The sequence below is a fragment of the Pectobacterium brasiliense genome (assembly GCF_013449685.1).
Taxonomy (GTDB): Bacteria; Pseudomonadota; Gammaproteobacteria; order Enterobacterales; family Enterobacteriaceae; genus Pectobacterium; species Pectobacterium brasiliense_A.
This window is the reverse complement of sequence record NZ_JACDSF010000066.1, coordinates 1-20,630: the sequence shown is the minus strand read 5'-3', so window position 1 is coordinate 20,630 and position 20,630 is coordinate 1. Positions and strand designations below refer to the sequence as shown.

General features: G+C 52.5%; 21 protein-coding genes. 13 read left to right on the top strand and 8 right to left on the bottom strand.

All coding sequences use genetic code 11. The features are described 5' to 3' along the window. Window positions 1-38 precede the first annotated feature (38 nt). Genes H0248_RS20005 through H0248_RS19995 form a run of 3 tightly spaced genes read left to right on the top strand, consistent with a single transcriptional unit; the run spans window position 39 to window position 2,457 of the window. On the top strand, window positions 39-893 hold the full coding sequence (locus tag H0248_RS20005; protein WP_180787229.1) for an MBL fold metallo-hydrolase: 855 nt from the start codon (window positions 39-41) through the stop codon (window positions 891-893). Window positions 894-901: 8 nt separating this feature from the next. Then, window positions 902-1,132 carry a hypothetical protein gene (locus H0248_RS20000; RefSeq protein ID WP_180787228.1) on the top strand — a complete coding sequence of 77 codons (231 nt, stop codon included), beginning with the start codon at window positions 902-904 and terminating at the stop codon, window positions 1,130-1,132. A 17-nt stretch (window positions 1,133-1,149) separates the two neighbouring features. After that, window positions 1,150-2,457, top strand: coding sequence for an MFS transporter (locus H0248_RS19995; RefSeq protein ID WP_180787227.1), 1,308 nt, complete (start codon window positions 1,150-1,152; stop codon window positions 2,455-2,457). Window positions 2,458-2,577: 120 nt separating this feature from the next. Here the strand turns inward: H0248_RS19995 and bhsA (H0248_RS19990) are convergent, their stop codons facing one another. The 5 genes from bhsA (H0248_RS19990) to H0248_RS19970 all read right to left on the bottom strand — a co-directional run bounded on the left by bhsA (H0248_RS19990) (window position 2,578) and on the right by H0248_RS19970 (window position 6,834). After that, complete coding sequence (bhsA, locus tag H0248_RS19990) at window positions 2,578-2,835, bottom strand: multiple stress resistance protein BhsA (protein ID WP_180787226.1); 258 nt, start codon at window positions 2,833-2,835, stop codon at window positions 2,578-2,580. Between the two features lie 172 nt (window positions 2,836-3,007). Next, window positions 3,008-3,808, bottom strand: coding sequence for an aliphatic sulfonates ABC transporter ATP-binding protein (gene ssuB, locus H0248_RS19985; protein WP_180787225.1), 801 nt, complete (start codon window positions 3,806-3,808; stop codon window positions 3,008-3,010). Then, window positions 3,805-4,599: an aliphatic sulfonate ABC transporter permease SsuC gene (gene ssuC, locus H0248_RS19980; protein ID WP_180787224.1), complete on the bottom strand. Its 795-nt coding sequence runs from the start codon at window positions 4,597-4,599 to the stop codon at window positions 3,805-3,807. Before ssuC ends, ssuB begins: the two co-directional genes overlap by 4 nt. 10 nt (window positions 4,600-4,609) lie before the next feature. Next, complete coding sequence (gene ssuD / locus H0248_RS19975; RefSeq protein ID WP_039281463.1) at window positions 4,610-5,752, bottom strand: FMNH2-dependent alkanesulfonate monooxygenase; 1,143 nt, start codon at window positions 5,750-5,752, stop codon at window positions 4,610-4,612. A 59-nt stretch (window positions 5,753-5,811) separates the two neighbouring features. Next, complete coding sequence (locus tag H0248_RS19970; RefSeq protein ID WP_233990893.1) at window positions 5,812-6,834, bottom strand: sulfonate ABC transporter substrate-binding protein; 1,023 nt, start codon at window positions 6,832-6,834, stop codon at window positions 5,812-5,814. 432 nt (window positions 6,835-7,266) lie between these two features. On the opposite strand from H0248_RS19970, the gene H0248_RS19965 reads away from it, so the two are divergent. The 3 genes from H0248_RS19965 to H0248_RS19955 are packed head-to-tail and all read left to right on the top strand — an operon-like array spanning window position 7,267 to window position 10,347. After that, on the top strand, window positions 7,267-7,590 hold the full coding sequence (locus H0248_RS19965) for a PTS sugar transporter subunit IIB (protein WP_039320155.1): 324 nt from the start codon (window positions 7,267-7,269) through the stop codon (window positions 7,588-7,590). Next, window positions 7,587-8,909: a PTS sugar transporter subunit IIC gene (locus tag H0248_RS19960; protein ID WP_180787223.1), complete on the top strand. Its 1,323-nt coding sequence runs from the start codon at window positions 7,587-7,589 to the stop codon at window positions 8,907-8,909. The genes H0248_RS19965 and H0248_RS19960 overlap by 4 nt, the downstream gene beginning before the upstream one ends. A gap of 25 nt (window positions 8,910-8,934) precedes the next feature. Continuing rightward, window positions 8,935-10,347, top strand: a complete 1,413-nt coding sequence (locus H0248_RS19955) for a glycoside hydrolase family 1 protein (protein WP_110164066.1) — start codon at window positions 8,935-8,937, stop codon at window positions 10,345-10,347. Between the two features lie 183 nt (window positions 10,348-10,530). On the opposite strand, the gene bhsA (H0248_RS19950) is transcribed toward H0248_RS19955, so the two are convergent. After that, window positions 10,531-10,788 carry a multiple stress resistance protein BhsA gene (gene bhsA / locus H0248_RS19950; protein ID WP_010281124.1) on the bottom strand — a complete coding sequence of 86 codons (258 nt, stop codon included), beginning with the start codon at window positions 10,786-10,788 and terminating at the stop codon, window positions 10,531-10,533. Between the two features lie 236 nt (window positions 10,789-11,024). On the opposite strand from bhsA (H0248_RS19950), the gene H0248_RS19945 reads away from it, so the two are divergent. Beyond that, the gene (locus tag H0248_RS19945) at window positions 11,025-12,305 is read left to right on the top strand and encodes a DUF3748 domain-containing protein (RefSeq protein ID WP_180787222.1); all 1,281 of its coding nucleotides are present in this window, start codon (window positions 11,025-11,027) and stop codon (window positions 12,303-12,305) included. Between the two features lie 35 nt (window positions 12,306-12,340). Here H0248_RS19945 and H0248_RS19940 read toward each other — a convergent pair whose 3' ends face one another. Then, a complete protein-coding gene (locus tag H0248_RS19940) occupies window positions 12,341-12,733 on the bottom strand; it encodes a YceK/YidQ family lipoprotein (protein WP_180787221.1) in 393 nt (130 codons plus the stop codon). Window positions 12,734-13,001: 268 nt separating this feature from the next. Between H0248_RS19940 and ibpA the strand changes: the two genes are divergently transcribed. The 3 genes from ibpA to H0248_RS19925 all read left to right on the top strand — a co-directional run bounded on the left by ibpA (window position 13,002) and on the right by H0248_RS19925 (window position 15,873). Beyond that, a complete protein-coding gene (ibpA, locus tag H0248_RS19935) occupies window positions 13,002-13,415 on the top strand; it encodes a small heat shock chaperone IbpA (protein WP_014917097.1) in 414 nt (137 codons plus the stop codon). 171 nt (window positions 13,416-13,586) lie between these two features. Beyond that, complete coding sequence (ibpB, locus tag H0248_RS19930; RefSeq protein WP_010281114.1) at window positions 13,587-14,039, top strand: small heat shock chaperone IbpB; 453 nt, start codon at window positions 13,587-13,589, stop codon at window positions 14,037-14,039. A 175-nt stretch (window positions 14,040-14,214) separates the two neighbouring features. Then, window positions 14,215-15,873 carry a putative transporter gene (locus tag H0248_RS19925; RefSeq protein ID WP_180787220.1) on the top strand — a complete coding sequence of 553 codons (1,659 nt, stop codon included), beginning with the start codon at window positions 14,215-14,217 and terminating at the stop codon, window positions 15,871-15,873. A gap of 318 nt (window positions 15,874-16,191) precedes the next feature. Here H0248_RS19925 and H0248_RS21955 read toward each other — a convergent pair whose 3' ends face one another. Beyond that, a complete protein-coding gene (locus H0248_RS21955; RefSeq protein WP_014917094.1) occupies window positions 16,192-16,356 on the bottom strand; it encodes a hypothetical protein in 165 nt (54 codons plus the stop codon). Window positions 16,357-16,444: 88 nt separating this feature from the next. Between H0248_RS21955 and H0248_RS19920 the strand changes: the two genes are divergently transcribed. From H0248_RS19920 to dcuR, 3 genes are all read left to right on the top strand, one after another. Next, window positions 16,445-17,857: an anion permease gene (locus H0248_RS19920; protein ID WP_180787219.1), complete on the top strand. Its 1,413-nt coding sequence runs from the start codon at window positions 16,445-16,447 to the stop codon at window positions 17,855-17,857. Between the two features lie 190 nt (window positions 17,858-18,047). Beyond that, window positions 18,048-19,676 carry a sensor histidine kinase gene (locus tag H0248_RS19915; RefSeq protein ID WP_180787218.1) on the top strand — a complete coding sequence of 543 codons (1,629 nt, stop codon included), beginning with the start codon at window positions 18,048-18,050 and terminating at the stop codon, window positions 19,674-19,676. Then, window positions 19,669-20,394: a two-component system response regulator DcuR gene (gene dcuR / locus H0248_RS19910; RefSeq protein WP_180787217.1), complete on the top strand. Its 726-nt coding sequence runs from the start codon at window positions 19,669-19,671 to the stop codon at window positions 20,392-20,394. The genes H0248_RS19915 and dcuR overlap by 8 nt, the downstream gene beginning before the upstream one ends. Window positions 20,395-20,630: the final 236 nt, after the last annotated feature.

Sequence of the window (20,630 nt, the reverse complement as noted above, 5' to 3'; positions counted from 1 at the left end):
CCATAAGAAACGTACCCTATGTAACAGAGATAAGATCTATGCCGTATAAATTAAGAAAAAGATCGACGATCCGAGATGAAATAAAACAAACGCATGTACCTTATGGCGTATTGGCAATTTGGAGCCTTGGTCAAGCTGGGTTTGTTTTAAAAAATAGTCACAATAATATATTGGTGATCGATCCTTATTTAACGCGTTCTATCGAGGTTAATCATCCTGGGACTGAGTTTGTCCGAGCATTTGACCCCGTTATCGATCCAGAAGATATTTCGTGTGCAGATGCGGTACTGATTACCCATCATCATGATGACCACATGGACCTATCAACACTGGAAGGTATCGCTGCGGTACGAAGGGATATGTCATTTTATATTCCCTCCGTCGATGCGGATGCGTTAATACGTAGTAATGCCAACATTCAGGGAAATATTTATCCAGCGCTTACCGGCATCGAGTTTAGTATTGGTAGTTACCGTATTAAACCTATTCCTTCGGCGCATAGTAACTATGAAAAAAACGAGCAGGGACACGATCGTTATTTAGGGTACCTTATCACCACAGATAATTTGTCGTTCTATCATTGCGGAGATTCACTGTTAACCCCAGAGCTGGAGGAGGAAGTAACGTCGCTGGAGCCTGATATCATTGCACTACCAATTAATGGCGGTGATTATAGCCGGGGAAAAAGAGGCATCATCCCTAATATGAATTTTAGGGATGCAGCGGATCTTTATAACCAATCTAAGGCTGATATGATGCTGCCTTTTCATTTCGATATGTTTGAATGTAATACGGATAACCCGAGCTATTTTGTGGATTATATGCTATCAGCGTATCCAGGGAATAAATTCCACTTAATGGTACCAGGGGAGCGTTTTATTTACATGAAATAGGCGGTGTCATGAGTAATTCAAAATCATTTTTGTCCGATGATGTTCCGGTAGCTACACTCATTAGACGGGAGTTATTTTTTATGATAATTTCCGGTTTGATGGTAAGTGTATTAATTGCATGGGCGACAGTGGGTCTATTTGACGCTGATTTTTTAGTACGATTTTTTATTGCGAGTGCAGGTATTCTCTCATTAAATTTATTTGCCTATATAGTTAAAAAATTACGGCAATTAAAATAATAACGTCAGGGGGTTATATGTCTGGTTTAAAATTTCCAAAGGGTGCCCGTGCCAGCTGGATTATGCTTTTCCTTACCTGGCTTTTATGGGTGATGAATGCGAATGATCGAGAAATTATGTTTCGCGTTCAACCCTCTATAATTAATGAGTTTAATCTAACCGGGGTGGAATGGGGATATATTGTCAGCTTATTTTTCTTAGCCTATGCATTAGTTGCTCTACCCGCAGGGATTATCGCTGATAAGATAGGGCGAGGCTGGAAAAGAAAGAAAAGCCAAGTATGGTATATGGTATTTTTTACCACTTTCTCCATTTTAATTGGCATTAAAGCGACTTGTTTGAACTTGTGGCAGTTTATTTTATGGCGCGTATTGGGTATGGGGGCTGCCGGTGGTGCTGAGGTTACCAATATTGCTCAGTGTTCCGAATATTGGCCTAAGGAACATCGTGGTTTTGCCCTTGGATTACACCATACTGGGTATCCCGTAGGGGCATTGTTGGGCGGTTTGGCAGCAAGTTGGATCTTGGCGACTTTCGGCAGTGAAAACTGGCGTCTGGTGTTTCTGCTGACACCAATCATTGGTTATGTGCTTGCCGTTATGTTATGGATGTTCGCCACGCCTAAAAGCTATCAGGAAGTGAACGATTATGCCCATGCACATGGGTTAACCGCGCCGTCAGATGAGCCGGAAGAGGTGTTAACCTTCAGAGAGCAACTAGCTGAAACTAAAAGTGTGTTGGCGAATCGCAACATTTTGCTGACCGTCATTGGTGCTGGCTTAATCAATTTTTCGCAGACGGTGGGGCTGTGGTTCCTGGCACCTTATGTTGTATTTACCATGAACCAGCAAGATACCTTTGGCGCGATTATTGGTGTTGTACCTTATATCACGGGTTGGTTTGGTCAACTATTCTTCGGCTATATTTCTGACCATATTGGCCGCAGAAAAACGCTGATCTTCTTGTCTGCTTGGTATGCTATCTGCGTGTTCTCACTGATCTTTATTTCTGGCATCAGTATGCTGTGGGTGGTGTTGCTAATGTGGGGATTGGGGCTGAATGCGGTGTTTCCAGTTTATTATGCGATGATGGCAGACCATGCGCCTAAAGCATCAGGTTCTGCAATGGGCCTGCTTCTGATGCTGACGTTCTTGGGTACGCTCCCAGCTTCCCCATTGGCCGGCTGGTTGATTGATCACTTTGGTGGTTGGGGTAACGCTCAAGGCTACTTGGTTGGGTTTGTTGTTGGTTCAGTCGCTGCTTTACTCGCTGCAATTCTGCAATATTTCACGCGGGATAGCGTTAGCACGGAAGCACATCATTAGTCCCTGATATGTTAGGTCGCTATAAAAGATAAGATTGTCATACTATAGTTTAATAAAAAACGGACTTTCCTCTTTGTTGAGGAAAGTCCGTTTAATTTTTTGATTGTTTATCAGCAGCCATTATTTGTAGATAACGGCGACGCCGTGCAGTTGGTTGTCACCGGTGGCAGACGTGATAGTGAAGGCGCTGGCACCGGCTTTTTCTGCTTTCTGAGCCAGCTGTGCTTGCAGTGAATCCAGGCTGTGCGCGGTAGCACTAACGACCCCCACTTTTTCCAGGTTCTGAGCCTGTTGTGAAGACACCTGATCGGCAGCGAAAGTACCGAAAGACAGGGCGGACAGTACGGCAGCAGTGGCGAAGAGTTTTGCGTTTTTCATGTGATGTATCCTATTCAATGTTGTTTGGAGTGAAAGGTCATTGCCTTTCGATGAAGAGGATATTACGCCGAGGCAGGTAGAAGGGAAAACGGAGCGTTTTGAGAATATCTATCAATATTTTTGATGTTAAATCTGGCGATAAGATGCACAGTCTCGATCGCCAGAATGAAGGCTATATTGCCGCCTGCTGAGGCAACGGTGGTGAGGAGGGTGCCAGCACGCGCTCCAGCACGCGGGCTTCCAGTTCCGCCAGTTTTACCGATCCGCGACGCCGTGGTCGGGGCAAATCAACGGTGATGTCCAGCCCTACGCGGCCTTCTTCGATCAGAATAACCCGGTCGGCCAGCGCAATAGCTTCGGAGACATCGTGCGTCACCAGCAGTACGGTGAACCCGTGCTGGAGCCAGATATTTTCGATCAGGCTTTGCATCTCGATACGGGTCAAGGCATCCAGCGCCCCCAGCGGTTCATCCAACAGCAGCAAACGTGGATGGTGAATGAGCGCGCGTGCCAGCGCGACGCGCTGTTTCTGACCACCGGACAGTGCGGCTGGCCAGTCATTCGCGCGATCTGCCAGCCCGACGGAGGCCAGCGCTTCCTGCGCTTTTTCACGCCAGTTGCCGCGCAGCCCCAGCCCGACATTATCGATCACCTTTTTCCACGGCAGCAGCCGCGCTTCCTGAAACATCAGTCGTGTGTCGTCTTTTGCGCTGCTGAGCGGCGCGGTGCCAGTCAGCAGTTCGCCGCTGCTGGCCGTTTCCAAACCCGCGAGCAGGCGCAGCAGGGTGCTTTTACCGCAGCCGCTGCGACCGACAATGGCAACAAATTGCCCGGACGGAATGCGCAGTTGCACATCATTCAGTACGGTGCGGTGGCCGTAGTGCTTGGTGATAGCATTCAGCGCCAGCGGCGTCCCCTTGGTGAGCGGCGACGGTGAATGCGCGTGCGTTGCAGAATCGGTAAAAGCGGTCATGATGCGTCCCCTGATGAGGTTTGATAAGCCGGATTCCAGCGCAGCCACATGCGCTCCAGCCCCTGAGCGCTGACATCGGCCAGCTTGCCGAGCAGGGCGTAAAGAATGATGGCGACCACCACCACGTCCGTTTGCAGGAACTCACGGGCGTTCATGGCGAGGTAGCCGATGCCGGAGTTGGCAGAGATAGTTTCCGCGACGATGAGCGTCAGCCACATAAAGCCCAGCGCAAAACGAATGCCGACCATGATGGACGGCAGCGCGCCGGGCAGCACCACCTGAGAAAACAGGCTCAGGCCTGATAGCCCGTAGCTGCGCGCCATTTCCAGCAGGCCGCGATCGATGTTTTTAATGCCGTGATAAGTGTTGAGATAAACTGGGAACAGCGTGCCCAGCGCCACCAGAAAGATCTTGGCCGCTTCATCAATACCGAACCATAGAATGACCAGCGGAATCAGCGCCAGATGTGGAACGTTGCGGATCATCTGCACGGAACTGTCCAGCAGACGCTCGCCCCAGCGCGACAGCCCGGTGATAAAGCCAAGCACCAATCCGATGCTGCCGCCGATAGCAAACCCGATCAGGGCGCGCCAACCGCTGATCGCCAGATGCTGCCACAGTTCGCCGCTAGAGATGAGCGACCAGCCTGCGGTAATCACCGAACTGGGCGCAGGCAGAATCCGGTTGGATAGCCAACCGAACTCGACGGATACCTGCCACGCAACCAGCAGCGTTACGGGGAGCAGGAAAGGTGCAAAGCGCTGTGCCAGTGAAGAGAACGTTCTTGCCATGATCGATTCCTCAGCTTTGCGAGACTTTACGCGGCACATAGCGGTTAGCAATCAACTCTCCCGCAGTGTTCACCGTATGCAGCGGCGTAGGTTGCTGCGCCAGATCGAGGTGCGGGAACAGCAGCTCACCCACGCGATACGCCTCTTCCAGATGTGGATAGCCGGACAGAATAAAGGTATCAATGCCAAGATCGGCGTATTCCTGAATGCGCTCGGCCACCGTCGGGCCATCGCCAACCAGCGCCGTGCCCGCACCGCCGCGTACCAGACCAATGCCTGCCCACAGATTCGGGCTGATCTCCAGTTTGTCCTTTTTGCCGCCGTGCAGGGCGGCCATGCGCTGCTGGCCGACGGAATCGAAACGCGCCAGCGCCGCCTGTGCATCGGCGATGGTTTTTTCATCCAGATGGGAAATCAGCCGATCGGCGGCCTGCCAGGCTTCCTCGGTGGTTTCCCGCACGATGACGTGCAGGCGAATACCGAAGCGAACCTCACGCCCCTGCGCCGCCGCTTTGGCGCGGACTTCCGCCAGCTTTTCTTTAACCTGCTCAGGCGGTTCGCCCCACGTCAGGTAGAGATCGACCTGTTCTGCCGCCAGATTCTGTGCCGCCTCGGAAGAACCGCCAAAATAGAGCGGTGGACGCGGCTGCTGCACGGGCGGGTAAAGCAGTTTGGCGTCTTTGACCTGAATGTGTTTCCCAGCGAAATCAACGGTTTCACCTTCCAGCAGCCTGCGCCAGATGTGGGTAAATTCCGCCGAGGCTTCGTAGCGCTCTTCGTGGCTGAGGAACAGCCCTTCGGCGGCTAGCTCTTCCGGGTCGCCGCCGGTCACCAGATTGAACAGCGCGCGTCCGTTAGACAGCCTGTCCAGCGTGGCGGCCTGACGGGCGGCGATGGTAGGGGAAATCACGCCGGGGCGTAGGGCGACGAGAAACTTCAGCCGCTGCGTCACCGGAATGAGCGATGCCGCAACCAGCCAGGAATCCTCGCAGGAGCGGCCTGTCGGCAGCAGCACGCCGCCAAATCCTTGCCGCTCGGCGGCTTGCGCCACCTGTTGCAGATAGCTGTGGTCAACATGACGTGCGCCCTCGGTGCTACCAAGATAGCGACCGTCTCCGTGGGTGGGCAGAAACCAGAATACGTTAAGACTCATGGTGTGAACTCCTTGAACAGTCTTGTTTGGGGTAAACAAAAGGGGGTGTGACAGGCAAATTAGTTCGCCTGAGGACGCCAGACGCGCTCTGCGATATTGACCTTCACCGGTACCAGACGATTTTCATAAAACAGGTCGGCCGTGGATTGCTGGGCCTTGATCGTGGCGGCATCCAGCGGTTCGACGGTAGTCGGTGGACGGTGGTCGAGCGCCGTTTCAATCACTTTTTCCGGCAGCCCTACCGCGTTTGCCAGCAGCGTGACGCTTTGCGCCCTATCGCTGATCGTTAAAGCATCCGCTTTGGTCAGCACGTCCAGAACCTGACGAATAAAGGTGCCGTGCGCCTCGGCGTAAGGGCGGCCAGCCAGATAGAAGGAGCCGGTTTTCTCCAGCCCGCTGCTGTCGACCAACACGCGAACGCCGCCTTCCAGCAGTGCGGCGGAATAGTAGGGATCCCAGATTGCCCATGCATCGACATTGCCTTGCTGGAAGGCCGCGCGGGCGTCAGCCGGAGTCAGGTAGATCGGTTTGATATCGGTGAATTTCAGCCCGTCACGTTGCAGCGCCCTCAGTAGCGTGTTGTGCGCGCTGGAGCCTTTCTGGAAGGCGACTTTGCGGCCTTTTAAGTCAGCAACGGTCTTCACTGGGCTGTCTTCCCGCACCAGAATCACTTCTGCCTGAGGCTTAGGCGGTTCCACGCCGACATACAGCAGGTCAGCGCCAGCGGCCTGCGCAAAAATAGGGGGGATATCACCGGTGCCGCCCAGATCGATGCTGCCCACATTGAGCGCTTCCAGCATCTGCGGGCCGGCGGGGAATTCAACCCAGCTGATTTTGGTGTTGGGGAACTGTTTTTCCAGCAGTTGGTGTGATTTTGCCAGTACCAGACTGACCGAACCTTTCTGATAGCCGACGCGCAGCTGCGTTGGCACGTTGTCCTGTGCATCGGCGGCGGATACGAGCAGCAGGGCGCTGGCGGCCAGAATAGCGGGGAGCCGGCGTAGCCGCGCTGTCAGGTTACTCCACAATGGCGCGTTTTCTCCACGTCCTTCCGTGACCGATTTTTTCATCATCAATGACATGCTTATGACCCCTCACTTATAACTAAAAATTAAAATACAGCGAGAAAATGCAACATCAGGTGATAAACATAGCAGGGGGAGGACGGGCTTTTTAAATCTCAATTTGTCGTTTTTATAGTCAAAAGTAGAAAATGCCTGAAATCAGCACACTTAGCGTAATAAGCGCGGCAATAGTGGGTTTTACCCGTCCTTCACGTCTGAAACACGTTTTCCATGACCTGCCTCACATTGTTTCCCGCAATGTCTATTATTTCGTGAACCTATTCTCATATATTGTTTTTTTTCATGGAAAACGGTTTCCGTTGTGTTTCCATGATGGTGTTTCCATGATGGTGTTTCCAATGGACGTGTTTATTCACGATGCTTTTATTGATGACGTTTTTTTATTCGTAACGCTTTTTATTCATAACGTATGACGACGGGGTACTGAAAATGAAAAGGATCATGCTTTGTTGTTCCGCTGGGATGTCTACCAGCCTTTTGATGAGAAAGATGAAGGAGGCGGCCAGCGCACGTAGTCTGGACGTCGAGATTGCCGCCTACGCCGCTCATGAATTTGATGAGCAGGTCGGGAAATATGACGTTGTGCTGCTGGGGCCACAGGTGAAATATATGCTGGCGTCCTTTCAGGAGAAAGCCGAGGGGAAAGGCGTGCCCGTGGCAGCGATAGATATGATGGATTACGGTATGCAGCGCGGTGACAACGTGCTGGATTTTGCCTTTTCACTGATCGAAAAATCAGGACAACCGCTATGAGTGGCCTCTATCAGTCGATGGTGAATATCATCGAGCAAAAAATTACCCCGCTGGCAGGTGTGGTGGGACAACAGCGCCACATCATCGCGATTCGTGATGGGTTTATCGCCGCGCTGCCTTTCATGATCATCGGTTCATTTATGCTGGTGTTCATCTTCCCGCCGTTTGCACCGGATACTACGCTGGGATTTGCCCGCGCGTGGCTCGATTTCTCCGTTGCCTACCGTGAACAACTGATGCTGCCGTACTACCTCAGTATGGGGGTCATGACCTTCTTTATCTCGGTGGGGATTGGGGCCAGCCTTGGCAAGCACTACAAGCTGGATCCGATTATGACCGGTCTGCTGGCGCTGATGGCATTCTTGCTGGTGGCTGCGCCTTATCAGGATAAGCAAATTTCCACCCAGTACTTCTCTGGGGAAGGGATTTTTACCGCGATTCTGACCGCGATTTATGCGGGTGAAGTGTATGCCTGGCTGAAGAAACGCAACATTACGATTCGCCTGCCAAAAGAGGTGCCGACCGGCGTGGCGCGTTCGTTTGAAATTCTTATTCCCGTGCTGGTCATCGTCGCGACGCTGCATCCGTTTAACCTATTCATCCAGTCTGCGACCGGCATGATTATCCCGGAAGCCATCATGCACCTGCTGGCACCGCTGATTTCGGCGTCGGATTCGCTGCCTGCGATTCTGATTTCGGTATTTATTTGCCAGATTCTGTGGTTTGCCGGGATTCACGGCGCGCTGATCGTCACCGGGATTATGAACCCGTTCTGGATGACCAATCTGGCGCTTAACCAGGCTGCGCTTTCGGCCGGTGCGCCGCTGCCGCATATTTATTTGCAGGGATTCTGGGATCACTATCTGCTGATCGGCGGGGTCGGTTCCACGTTGCCGCTGGCCTTTTTGTTACTGCGTAGCCGCGCGATTCACCTGCGCACCATTGGCCGCATGGGCGTCGTGCCGAGCTTCTTCAACATCAACGAACCGATTCTGTTTGGCGCACCGATCATCATGAATCCGCTGCTGTTCCTGCCGTTTATTTTCGTGCCGATGGTTAATGCCGTCATTGCCTATACGGCGACGAAGCTCGGCTGGATTGCGCAGGTCGTTTCCCTGACGCCGTGGACGACGCCTGCACCGATTGGGGCATCATGGGCGGCGAACTGGGCGTTCAGCCCGGTGATCATGTGTCTGCTCTGCATGGTGATGTCGGCCGCGATGTATTACCCGTTCCTGAAAGTCTATGAGCGCACGCTGCTTAAACAGGAGCAGGAGAAACAACAGCAGGCCACGGGCGAAGCCAGCGCCAGCGCATAAACACGAGTGAAGCAGAGAGGAACGTATGCACGATCATCTTCAGAACGATTTTCGCTTTCCCGCGAATTTTTGGTGGGGTAGCGCCAGTTCGGCACCGCAAACGGAAGGCGAAAGCCTCAACTATGGTAAAAGCGCCACCGTGTGGGACGAATGGTTTGCCACGCAGCCCGGTCGTTTTCACCAGCAGGTTGGGCCGGCAGAGACTTCCACGTTTTATCAGCACTGGCGTGAAGATATCGCGCTGCTGAAGACGCTGAATCACAACACGTTCCGAACGTCGATCTCGTGGGCGCGGCTGATTCCCGATGGCGTCGGTGAACCGAATCCGCAGGCAGTCGCGTTTTATAATCAGGTCATTGACGAAATGCTGGCGCAGGGCATCACGCCGTTTATCAACCTGTTCCATTTTGATATGCCGATGGTGATGCAGCGGCTGGGCGGCTGGGAAAATCGGGCGGTGGTCGTGGCCTATGCGGGCTATGCGGCGACCTGCTTCCGCCTGTTTGGCGACAGGGTAAAACACTGGTTTACGTTTAATGAGCCGGTGGTGCCAGTGGAAGGCGGGTATCTGTATGATTTCCACTACCCGAACGTGGTGGATTTCAAGCGTGCTGCGACGGTGGCATACCACACGATGCTGGCGCATTCGCTGGCGGTCAGGGCGTATCGCGAGCAGTCTCAGGGCGGGGAAATTGGCATTATCCTCAACCTGACGCCCTCCTACCCGCGTTCTCAGCATCCGGCCGATGTTAAAGCCGCCAACATCGCCGATCTGATGTTTAACCGCAGCTTCCTCGATCCCGCATTGAGGGGCGAATACCCGCAGGAACTGGTCGATCTGCTGCATCGATACGGCCAACTGCCGCATTGCCAGCCTGACGATCGTGCGTTGCTGGCCGATGGGATTGTCGATCTGCTGGGGATTAACTATTACCAGCCGCGCCGTATTCAGTGTCGCGACAGTCTGGTTAACCCTGATAGTCCGTTTATGCCCGAGTGGTTCTTCTCCAGCTATGAAATGCCAGGGCGAAAAATGAATCCCTATCGTGGCTGGGAAATTTACGAACCGGGCATCTATGACATTCTGACCAATCTACGAGTGAATTACGCTAATCCGCGCTGCTTTATTTCGGAAAACGGCATGGGTGTCGAGAACGAACAGCGTTTCGACGCTAACGGCCAGATTCAGGATGATTACCGCATCGATTTTGTCCGTGAACACCTGAAGTATGTACACAAAGGGATCGCCGAAGGCAGCAACTGCCTCGGCTACCATATGTGGACGTTTATCGATAACTGGTCGTGGTCGAATGCCTACAAAAATCGCTATGGCTTTGTGCAGCTGGATTTGGCGACGCAAAAACGCACGGTGAAGAAAAGCGGAGAATGGTTTGCGGCGACAGCGGCTGAGAATGGTTTTCAAGGTTCAACGTTGTAAGTCTATCCACGTCGGTGTGGCACTCTGCCACACCACATTCACCGCCCTTCTTGCTTTCCCACGAACCCCTTTCGCATAAATAAAAAAACCGGCTTGCCCTGATGAGGAGGCAAGCCGGAAAGAGGGTAATACGTGATGCTTACAGGATGGCTAACTGGGATAAAAACTCAGGGTAAACAACGATTAGTTGAAGATTACCGCAGAGCCACGCAGCTGATCGTTACCGGTCGCAGACGTGATGGTATAAGCTTTAGCGCCTGCTTTTTCTGCTTTCGCCGCGAGCTGAGCCTGTAGTGAGCTGAGGTCTTGAGCGGTAGCGGTAACGACGCCCGCTTTTTCCAGATTTTGGGCCTGTGCAGGAGATACGTATTCAGCAGCAGAAGCACCGAAAGTCATAGTAGCGAGAACAACAGCAGCGGCGATGGTTTTTACGTTTTTCATGGTGTCTTATCCTTTTCTGATTTGATAGGTGAAAGGGGGCTGCCCTTTCGATATGAAGAATGTTACGCCGATGCTAATAAATTAAAAAACGGATGTTATTGAGGTAGTCTTTCTATTTTTTTGAATGACATTTATCGATGCTGTTTGTTTTTTTTAAATTAAAAACAATAAGTTATACATAAAACTGAAATTTATTTACAAAAAATTGACTGATATTGAATAAGTGGGGTGATGTCTTGTCTGTTGAGGTTAAACTAACGTTTAATGCTGCTGGTCATCAACTTACCAATATTAATTGCTGGTCATGTGATGGGGATTGGCTGGTTTATGACATAAGACCCTATGGATCTTCATTCACAGGGCTGACCATTGAGCGCATACACCTGAAAAGCCGGGAAACCGAGGTGATTTATCGGGCGACTGCGGGGGCGCACGTGGGCGTGGTGACCTGTAGCCCGCAGGAACCGCTGCGCTATGTCTTTATCCACGGGCCAGAAAACCCAGATGGCGAGTGGCAGTATGATTTTCACCATCGGCGTGGAACGATAGTGGCGGATCGCCAGCGTGATGAGGCCATCACGCTCGATGCTTTCTCCATTACGCCGCCTTATCAGGCCGGTGCGCTGCGCGGCGGTACGCATGTCCATGTCTTCAGCCCGGATGCCAGCCGCCTGAGCTTTACCTATAACGACCATGTGCTGCATGAGCGCGATCCGGCATTGAACTTGCGCAACGTGGGCGTGGCTGTGCCGCTACAGGTCGTCACCGTTGAAAAACACCATCCGCGTGAATATGACGGTAGCCACTATTGTGTGTTGGTTAGCAGAACGACGCCGCAGCCGCAGCCCGGCAGCGATGAGATCAATCGCGCCTATGAAGAAGGTTGGGTAGGAACGGCGGGCTATATCAGACAGGATGGTTCGCGGCAGCGCTGGGCGCTGGCGTTTATCGGCGATACACGTGCGGCGGACGGGGCAACGGTGCCGGAGATTTTTATCGTCGACTTGCCGGATGCGCTGGAAGAGTACGCCAAAGTGGGTGATGCGCCACTGGCGGGGACGGCAATCTCAATGCCTGCGCCGCCAGCGGGCGTGCAGCAGCGGCGTTTAACGTTTACGCACTCGCGTCGTTATCCTGGTCTGGTGAACCAGCCGCGCCACTGGCTGCGAGCCTCGCCCGACGGCCGTGAGATTGCTTTCCTGATGCGGGATGAGGCTGGTGTGGTGCAACTGTGGACGCTTTCCCCGAACGGCGGTGAGCCAAGGCAGGTAACGCGCACGGAACACGGCGTACAGTCAGCCTTTAACTGGCACCCGGATGGACGTTCTCTGGCGTTTGTGTGTGACAACAGCATCATGCTGTGTGAGGCGAAAAGCGGTGAGCTTGTTCGACTAACGGCGCGGACGGACAGCGCACCGAGTGCGGATGCCGTGGTCTTTTCCCCTGACGGGAAACACATTGCGTATATGCGGGAGATTGACGGCTTTAATCAGTTATTTGTTGTGGCGACGGCATAACCTGCATGCGCTGATTCAAGGTGAATGAAGGGCTATCAAAGCTGATTATTAGGCATGGTGTTGTTATTAGGCATAGTGTTGTTATTAGGCATAGTGGCAAGCTGTGAGCTGGCGGTTTGGTTTTGTTCTTCGCTGTGTGAAATGCGTTCGCGCGTCGACAGTTTGTTCTTATCGCTGCCTGCACGATAGTAGTCGTAGGGCAGCAACAGGGTGTCGGCTACTGCCGAGAACGGCAAGTCGATAGCGACCAGCGGCATCATCGCCCAACTGGTGTCGTCGTCGCGCAGCATATCCACACCGGCGCGCGTGCCGGAATAGTATCCCTGATCGCCTCCGGTATGCGTCATCACGCTGGAGCAACCGCTGGTTGCCACCGCGCCGCTGCCGGTGATGATGAAAGAGAACAACGCACTTTTCAGTAAGGTCATATTATCTGTCCATTAAGAACCTGCTGCCAGAGTGGGTTCCAGAGCCTGCCTATCTTGAGTGTATGTGATAACGCTTACAGCGTAAGTGAATATTGCATGAAACCCAGCGATTTTTCCTTTTTGCCTCTTGAAAGTCTGAGGGGGGTCACCATATTGATAATAAGCTGGAGGAAAACGATACGCCGTCAGGGTATCCGTCCCAGCTGTAAGCCTGTCCCCTAGGGAAGGTAAAAAATAAATCCTCGCTGCATGTTTAGGAGGCTGTTTTATGCGTAACCCCGATTTTTCCCCACTGTACCGTTCCGCTATTGGTTTTGATCGCCTGTTTAATCTCTTAGAAACCGGGCAGACCCAGAGTAACGGCGGCTACCCTCCCTACAACGTCGAACTGGTTGACGAGAACCAATACCGCATTGCGATTGCCGTAGCGGGCTTCGCGGAGCAGGAACTGGACATCACCGCGCACGACAACGTATTGATTGTAAAAGGTGCCCACGCCGGTGAACAGGTTGCTCGTAACTACCTGTATCAGGGGATTGCCGAGCGCAACTTCGAGCGTAAATTCCAGCTGGCCGAACATATTCAGGTAAAAGGCGCCAATCTGGAAAACGGGCTGCTGTACGTCGATCTCGAACGTATCGTGCCGGAAGCGATGAAGCCGCGTCGGATTGAAATCAAGTAAACCAACATCACGTTATTTGCACGAATCGCGCATTGCCTGAAACGGCAGTGCGGTGAATGAACGCTTCGTCTGCCGAATGGGGACGACGCCAGCTATAGAATAGAACTGTGGCTGGCATAGGGTATGCCCGTATGGGCACCATTAATCTCGCTTCTTAGAAGGAGTCATATTATGCGTAACTACGATTTATCACCTTTACTGCGTCAGTGGATCGGTTTTGACAAATTAGCCAGCTCAATGCAGGGCGGTCAGGAACCGATTGATTTTCCTCCGTATAATATCGAGAAGAAAGACGACAACCACTATCGCATCACGCTCGCGCTGGCAGGGTTCCGGCAGAGCGATCTGGATATCGAAGTAGAAGGCCCGCGCCTGACCGTGAAAGGCAGCCCGGCACCGTCCCAGAAAGCCGTGGAATATCTGCATCAGGGGCTGGTGTTTAAGCCTTTCACGCTAAGCTTCACGCTGGCCGAGCATCTGCATGTGTCCGATGCTCATTTTGAAAATGGCCTGCTGCATATCGATCTGGTACGTGACGTGCCGGAAGCCTTGCAGCCTCAGCGTATCGCCATCAATAGTGACCGTCCGGCATTGAACCAGCAGCCTGCTGAAGATGCCTCATAACGCGATATCCGCATTATTTGTTTGATGATTTCCCGCGCTCGTATTATTACGGGCGCGGTTTTGTGTTGCCCGCCACGTTTCCTTTTCCAGCACTCTGCCAGAATCAAAATATACTCATTATAGAGTATAGCGTCAGTGGCATTTCCCAATAAAAACGTCCGCAAAGGATACGGGTATGAGTGATATCGCACTTACCGTGAGTATGCTGGCGCTGGTTGCGGTTCTGGGGTTATGGATCGGCAACTGGCGGATTTATGGCGTCGGTTTAGGGATTGGCGGGGTCCTGTTCGGTGGGATCATCGTCGGGCATGTTGCCCATCAGTACCAGATTCAACTGAATGATGACATGTTGCACGTCATTCAGGAGTTCGGGCTGATCTTGTTTGTCTATACCATTGGCATTCAGGTCGGGCCGGGTTTCTTTTCCTCTCTGCGGGTATCTGGCCTGCGCCTCAATGCGTTTGCGCTGCTGACGGTGTTCCTCGGCTGCGTGGTGACCGTCCTGCTGCACAAACTGCTTAATATTCCTTTGCCCATTATCCTCGGTATTTTCTCCGGTGCGGTGACCAACACGCCGTCGCTGGGTGCGGGTCAGCAGATTCTGACCGATCTCGGGTCGAGTTCCGCATTGGTGAACCAGATGGGGACGGGCTACGCAATGGCCTATCCGCTGGGGATCTGCGGCATTTTGCTGGTGATGTGGCTGATGCGCGTTCTGTTCCGTGTCGCGGTGGAGAACGAGGCAAAGCAGTTTGAAGTCAGCAACGGTCTGCATCATGAGCAACTGCACACCATGAATGTGTCGGTGACGAATAGCAATCTGCAAGGGTTGGCGATTCAGGCTGTGCCGATTCTGAACCGCGACACCATCGTCTGCTCCCGCCTGAAACGCGGTGATGAACTGATGGTGCCGTCGCCGCAGACGCTTATCCAACTGGGCGATTATCTGCATCTGGTTGGGGCGAAAAACGATCTGGAGCAGGCGCGTCTGGTTATCGGCAATGAAGTGGAGGCATCGCTCTCAACGCGTGGCACGGATCTGCACGTTGAGCGCGTGGTGGTGACGAATGAGAAGGTGTTGGGACGCAAGATTCGCGAGCTCAATCTGAAGCAAAACTACGATGTCGTGATTTCGCGCCTGAACCGTGCGGGCGTCGAGCTGGTTGCCAGCAATCAGGCTAGCCTGCAATTTGGCGACATTCTGAATCTGGTCGGGCGAAAAGCGGCGATCGATGCCGTCGCGGATATCGTGGGAAACGCGCAGCAAAAACTCCAGCAGGTACAGATGCTGCCCGTCTTTATCGGAATTGGGCTGGGCGTATTGCTGGGCTCGGTACCGCTGATGATTCCCGGCTTTCCCGTCGCGCTGCGGCTTGGGCTGGCGGGGGGGCCGCTGGTGGTAGCGCTAGTGCTGGGGCGCATCGGCAGTATCGGTAAACTTCACTGGTTTATGCCGCCCAGCGCGAACCTAGCGCTGCGTGAACTCGGCATTGTGCTGTTCTTATCGGTAGTGGGGCTAAAATCTGGCGGCGACTTCGTCGAGACGTTATTGAACGGCGACGGAGTGTGGTGGATTGGCTATGGCGCGCTGATTACCATTGTGCCGCTGCTGCTTGTCGGCATATTGGCGCGAACGTTGGGTAAGATGAACTACCTGACGCTGTGCGGCATGCTGGCGGGCTCCATGACCGATCCACCTGCGCTGGCGTTTGCCAATGGTCTACACTCGACCAGCGGTGCGGCGGCGCTGTCTTATGCGACGGTTTACCCGTTGGCGATGTTTCTGCGCATTATGTCGCCGCAGCTGTTAGCCGTACTTTTTCTTACCCTCTAAATGTTATCAGTTGGATAAAAAATAATATTTTCTCGCCGAATAATGGGGATTTATTTTTTTATTTTTTAATAGAAGAATACCTGAGTGAATAAATAAGGAATGGATAACTGACTGTCTGGAAAAGAATTATATTACCACTGTTAGATATAAGGTTTTTTTATCATTGCGTTGTCGTTAACTTCGTTAATTTTATGTTCTTTAAATGTCAATTATTATTGAATTTTAAAGGTTTTTATCAGGAAATTAAAACCACGATGGTTTCTTAAATAAATTAATGAACCGCTTTAGTAACTAAAGTTACGCTATTTTGTAGGCGCATTATAATACTATCTCTTCATTAATCACTTGATTTGATAAGACGAGAGAAGCACCCTGAACCCTTGTTTTCTCGTCTTTTTTTTCCGCAGATGATTCCTGTTGCGTTGTTTTCAGCAGGGTGACGAAGGAAGAATAACGAAATACCCACTCCTCCGCACGGGACATCCGTCGTGAATATCTCCTGAATAATTTGAGTGTGACTCGAAGTATGACGGGGAATACAGAATCCGTTTTAATGAAGAGTGGTGTTCTTATGTCTGCGAATAACAGCAGGTTGATAAAGCTTCTAGTTATCCTTTGTATTGCCGGTGGCTTATGGTTATTGCCGGTTCCTGATGGGGTAAAACCCGATGCCTGGCATCTGATGGCGATTTTCATTGCCACCGTTGTCGGTCTGATTCTCTCTCCTTACCCGCTTGGCGCGATGGCGATGTTCAGCCTGACCTCGGTCGCCATATTAGGGTTATTACCCATTAAAGATGTGCTGACGGGCTTTAGCGATCCCACTATTTGGATGATCGCCTGCGCCTTCTTTATTTCTCGCGGCTTTATCAAAACCGGCTTTGGCCGACGCATTGGTCTGCTGTTCATCAGCAAGCTGGGGAATAGCTCACTCGGTCTGGCGTATGGTCTGGTGTTCACCGACCTGATGTTCGCTCCGGCCATGCCTTCCACGTCTGCACGCTGCGGCGGGATCATCACTCCGCTGTTCCGGTCCATTGCCGAAGCCTATGACTCCACGCCGGAAAAAGGCACGCAGCGTCGCATTGGTGCGTTTCTGGTGCAGTCCATTTTCCAGTGTAACGCCGTGACTTCCGCGATGTTCATGACCTCCATGGCGGGTAACCCGATGGTGGCGAAGCTGGCTTCTCAGTTTGGTATTCACATCAGTTGGACGGATTGGGCGTTGGCGACACTGCTGCCGGGCTTCCTGTCTTTGGCGCTGATTCCTTACCTGATCTACCGTTTCTATCCGCCTGAACTGAAGAAAACCTCAGAAATGCGTGCGATCGCCGTCGAAAGACTGCGTGAAATGGGCAAAATGACCCGCGACGAGTGGGTGGTGCTGGGCGTGTTCCTGGGTCTGGTGATCTTCTGGGTACTGGGTTCCACGCTGAATATCGATGCAACCCTGACCGCGCTGGCGGGCCTGAGCGTGCTGTTGCTCAGCCGTGCGCTGACCTGGGACGATGTGGTCAGTGAGAAAGAAGCCTGGCACACCGTGGTGTGGTTTGCCGTACTGATGACGCTGGCGGGTCAGCTCAACAAGATGGGGCTGATTGCCTGGCTGGGCGGATTGGCCGGTAATGCCGTGAGTGGGATGCACTGGCTGCCGATGCTGGGTCTGCTGCTGCTGGTGTACTACTACAGCCACTACCTGATGGCGAGTGCGATTGCCCACATCAGCGCCATGTATGCGATTTTTGTCTCTATCGCGCTGGCAGCCGGTGCGCCGCCGATGCTGACCGTACTGGTATTCGGTATCTTCAGTAACCTGTTTATGTCCACAACCCACTACTCCAGTGGCCCAGCACCAATTTTGTTCGGCACTGGCTACGTGCCGCTAGGAACCTGGTGGAAGATCGGTTTCCTGGTCAGTCTGGTCATCATCCCTATCTGGTTGGGTGTTGGCGGAATGTGGTGGAAACTGCTCGGTTTCTGGTAAAAACGCAGATACCCACAGGCTTTCGATGCGAAACATTCCTGACACAAAAAATGTACCGCAACGTTAAGCCTGATTTCCTTTCTTCACGCCTACGCCCTGTCCTTGTGACGGGGCGTAGGCATCACGGCACGCGAAACGCGACGAAACAGTATAAGATAACGGTGTGATGATGGTGGTTTCGGAGAGTGACATGGGCAAGAAAAAGGCACCGCTAAAGCTGGGAACATCGGTGTTTCTGATGGTGTCGGTTGTGCTTGGTGCGGTGTTGCTGGTGGTCTATTCCTTGCTGTTTTTTCGCATTAATCAGCTTTCAGAAGATCATCTGCGAGAAAAAGCCTTTGCCATTGCCCGCACTTTTGCCGCCTCTCCCGTGGTGATTGATGAACTTAAAGGGATTGGTCGGCCTGAGGAAGTGCAGATCGCGGCGGAGACGATCCGACTGCGTAATCAACTGCTCTTCGTCACCGTCACGGACATGGATACGGTGCGCCATAGCCACCCTGAACCGGAAAGAATTGGTGAACATTTTGCCGGTCGGGATATCTACCCAGCGCTGTTGGGTATGGAAAATACCGCCATCAACCGGGGGACGCTCGATCCCGCGCTGCGGGTCTTTACACCGGTTTTCGACAGCAACCATAAGCAGGTTGGCGTCGTCGCGCTGGGAATTGCCTTAACCAGCGTGCAGAAGGTGATCAGCGATAACCGCTGGATGATTCCCTGGACGCTATTGGCGGGGGCGCTGGTCGGCTGGCTGGGCACGCTGATTCTGGTGAAGGTGCTCAAGCGCATTATGCTGGGATTCGAGCCGTTTGAGATCTCAAACCTGTTTGAACAGCGTAACGCGATGCTCAAACATATCAAAGAAGGCGTTATCGCGGTCGATCAGCATGGCCGGATTACGGTCATCAATGATGAGGCGCGACGGCTTTTCCGGCAGAATAAGCCGCAGGGCAGTGAAACGCCGGCTCCGAAGCCAGCCGAACGCGTCAGCGACCAGTGGCTTGAGCATTTGCACCTGAAACAAGTGCTGGAGAGCGGTACGCCGCGGCGTGATGAAGAGATTAACTTTAACGGCCACCTGCTGCTGACTAACACCGTTCCGGTTTTTGTGAAGGGCGACATTATCGGCGCGATTGCGACATTCCGTGATAAAACGGAGATCAGCCAACTGCTACAACGGTTGAGTGGGATGTCCTACTATGCGGATGCGCTGCGTGCGCAGTCGCACGAGTTTATGAACAAGCTGCACGTTATCTTGGGGATGCTGCACTTAAAGTATTACTCGCAGCTAGAAGACTATATCCTGAAGACCGCCAATAATTATCAGGCGGAAATTGGCTCGATTATTCGTAAAGTGAAATCGCCAGTGATTGCTGGGTTTCTGTTGGGTAAAATCAACCGCGCACGCGATCTCGGCATTACGCTCTCCATCAGCGAGGAGAGTCTGCTGCCGGATACTGATGATGTCGATGCCACAAATGAATTGATTACCGTATTGGGTAATCTGATTGAGAATGCGATGGACGCGATTGATCGGCAGGAAAACTGTGAAATCAGCGTGAGCTTTCATCATCAGAGCGGGCGCCTTCACTGTACCGTGGGGGATGACGGCCCCGGCATTTCACCGGAGAGTCAGGCGCGCATTTATGAACAGGGATTCTCTACCAAAGGCAGCGGGCGCGGTATCGGCCTGTACCTGACCAAGCAGAGTCTGGAGAAGATTGGCGGCACTATCGAGTTTGAATCAGAACCTGAGGTGTACACCCAGTTTTTCGTTACTATTCCTTATCAAGCAAGGCTGTTTGACCATGATTAATGTACTGATTGTTGATGACGATGCCATGGTTGCAGAGCTTAACAAATCTTATCTGAACCAGGTTTCTGGATTTAGCTGCTATGCGACGGTTCCCACGTTGCAACAGGCGCGAAACCTGCTGATGCAACCTGACTCGGAAATCGATTTGGTACTGCTGGATATTTACATGCAGCAGGATAATGGACTGGATCTGCTGCCGACTATCCGTGAATTCAGCGAAAAGACGGACGTCATCATCATCTCGTCTGCCAGCGATGTGTACACCATCAAGAAAGCGCTGCATTACGGTGTGGTGGACTATCTGATTAAGCCTTTCCAGTTCTCGCGTTTCGAACAGGCGTTGACCGCCTATCGTGAAGAGGCGAACTTGTTCAAACACCGCGATTTTGTTGGGCAGTCGGATATTGATAACCTGATTCGTCGTACCAGCGGTAGCACGGTTAGCGAACGTAAGAAATTACCGAAAGGGCTGACCAGCCTGACGTTACGTACCGTCTGCGAGTGGATTGAAGGCAATCAGGGTATTGAGTTCTCTACCGAAATGCTGGCGAATGCGATTGGTATCTCCCGCGTCTCCTGCCGTAAGTATCTGATCTATCTGTCTGATACTGGCATCCTGACCACCAATATCCTGTACGGCTCTACCGGCCGACCGGTTTATCTGTATCGCCTGCTGCCAGAAAAACAGGACTCGCTGCGCCAATACTGTGAATTGTGAATAAAAGGCTGTGAATAAAAAGCGGTAAGTAAATCGCGCTGAATAAGGTAAACAGAGACAAGGCGGGAGCAATCCCGCCTTGTGCTATCACAATTCAGTGACGATGAAACCAAATGGAGTTGGTTAAGTGGAACACGATAAATTTATGCAGTACGGCCGTGGGTTAGGGTTATGGCGGAATCCACGGGAAAATATTAAGCCTGACCCAATAAATTACTTCAGGGATGACCCGATTT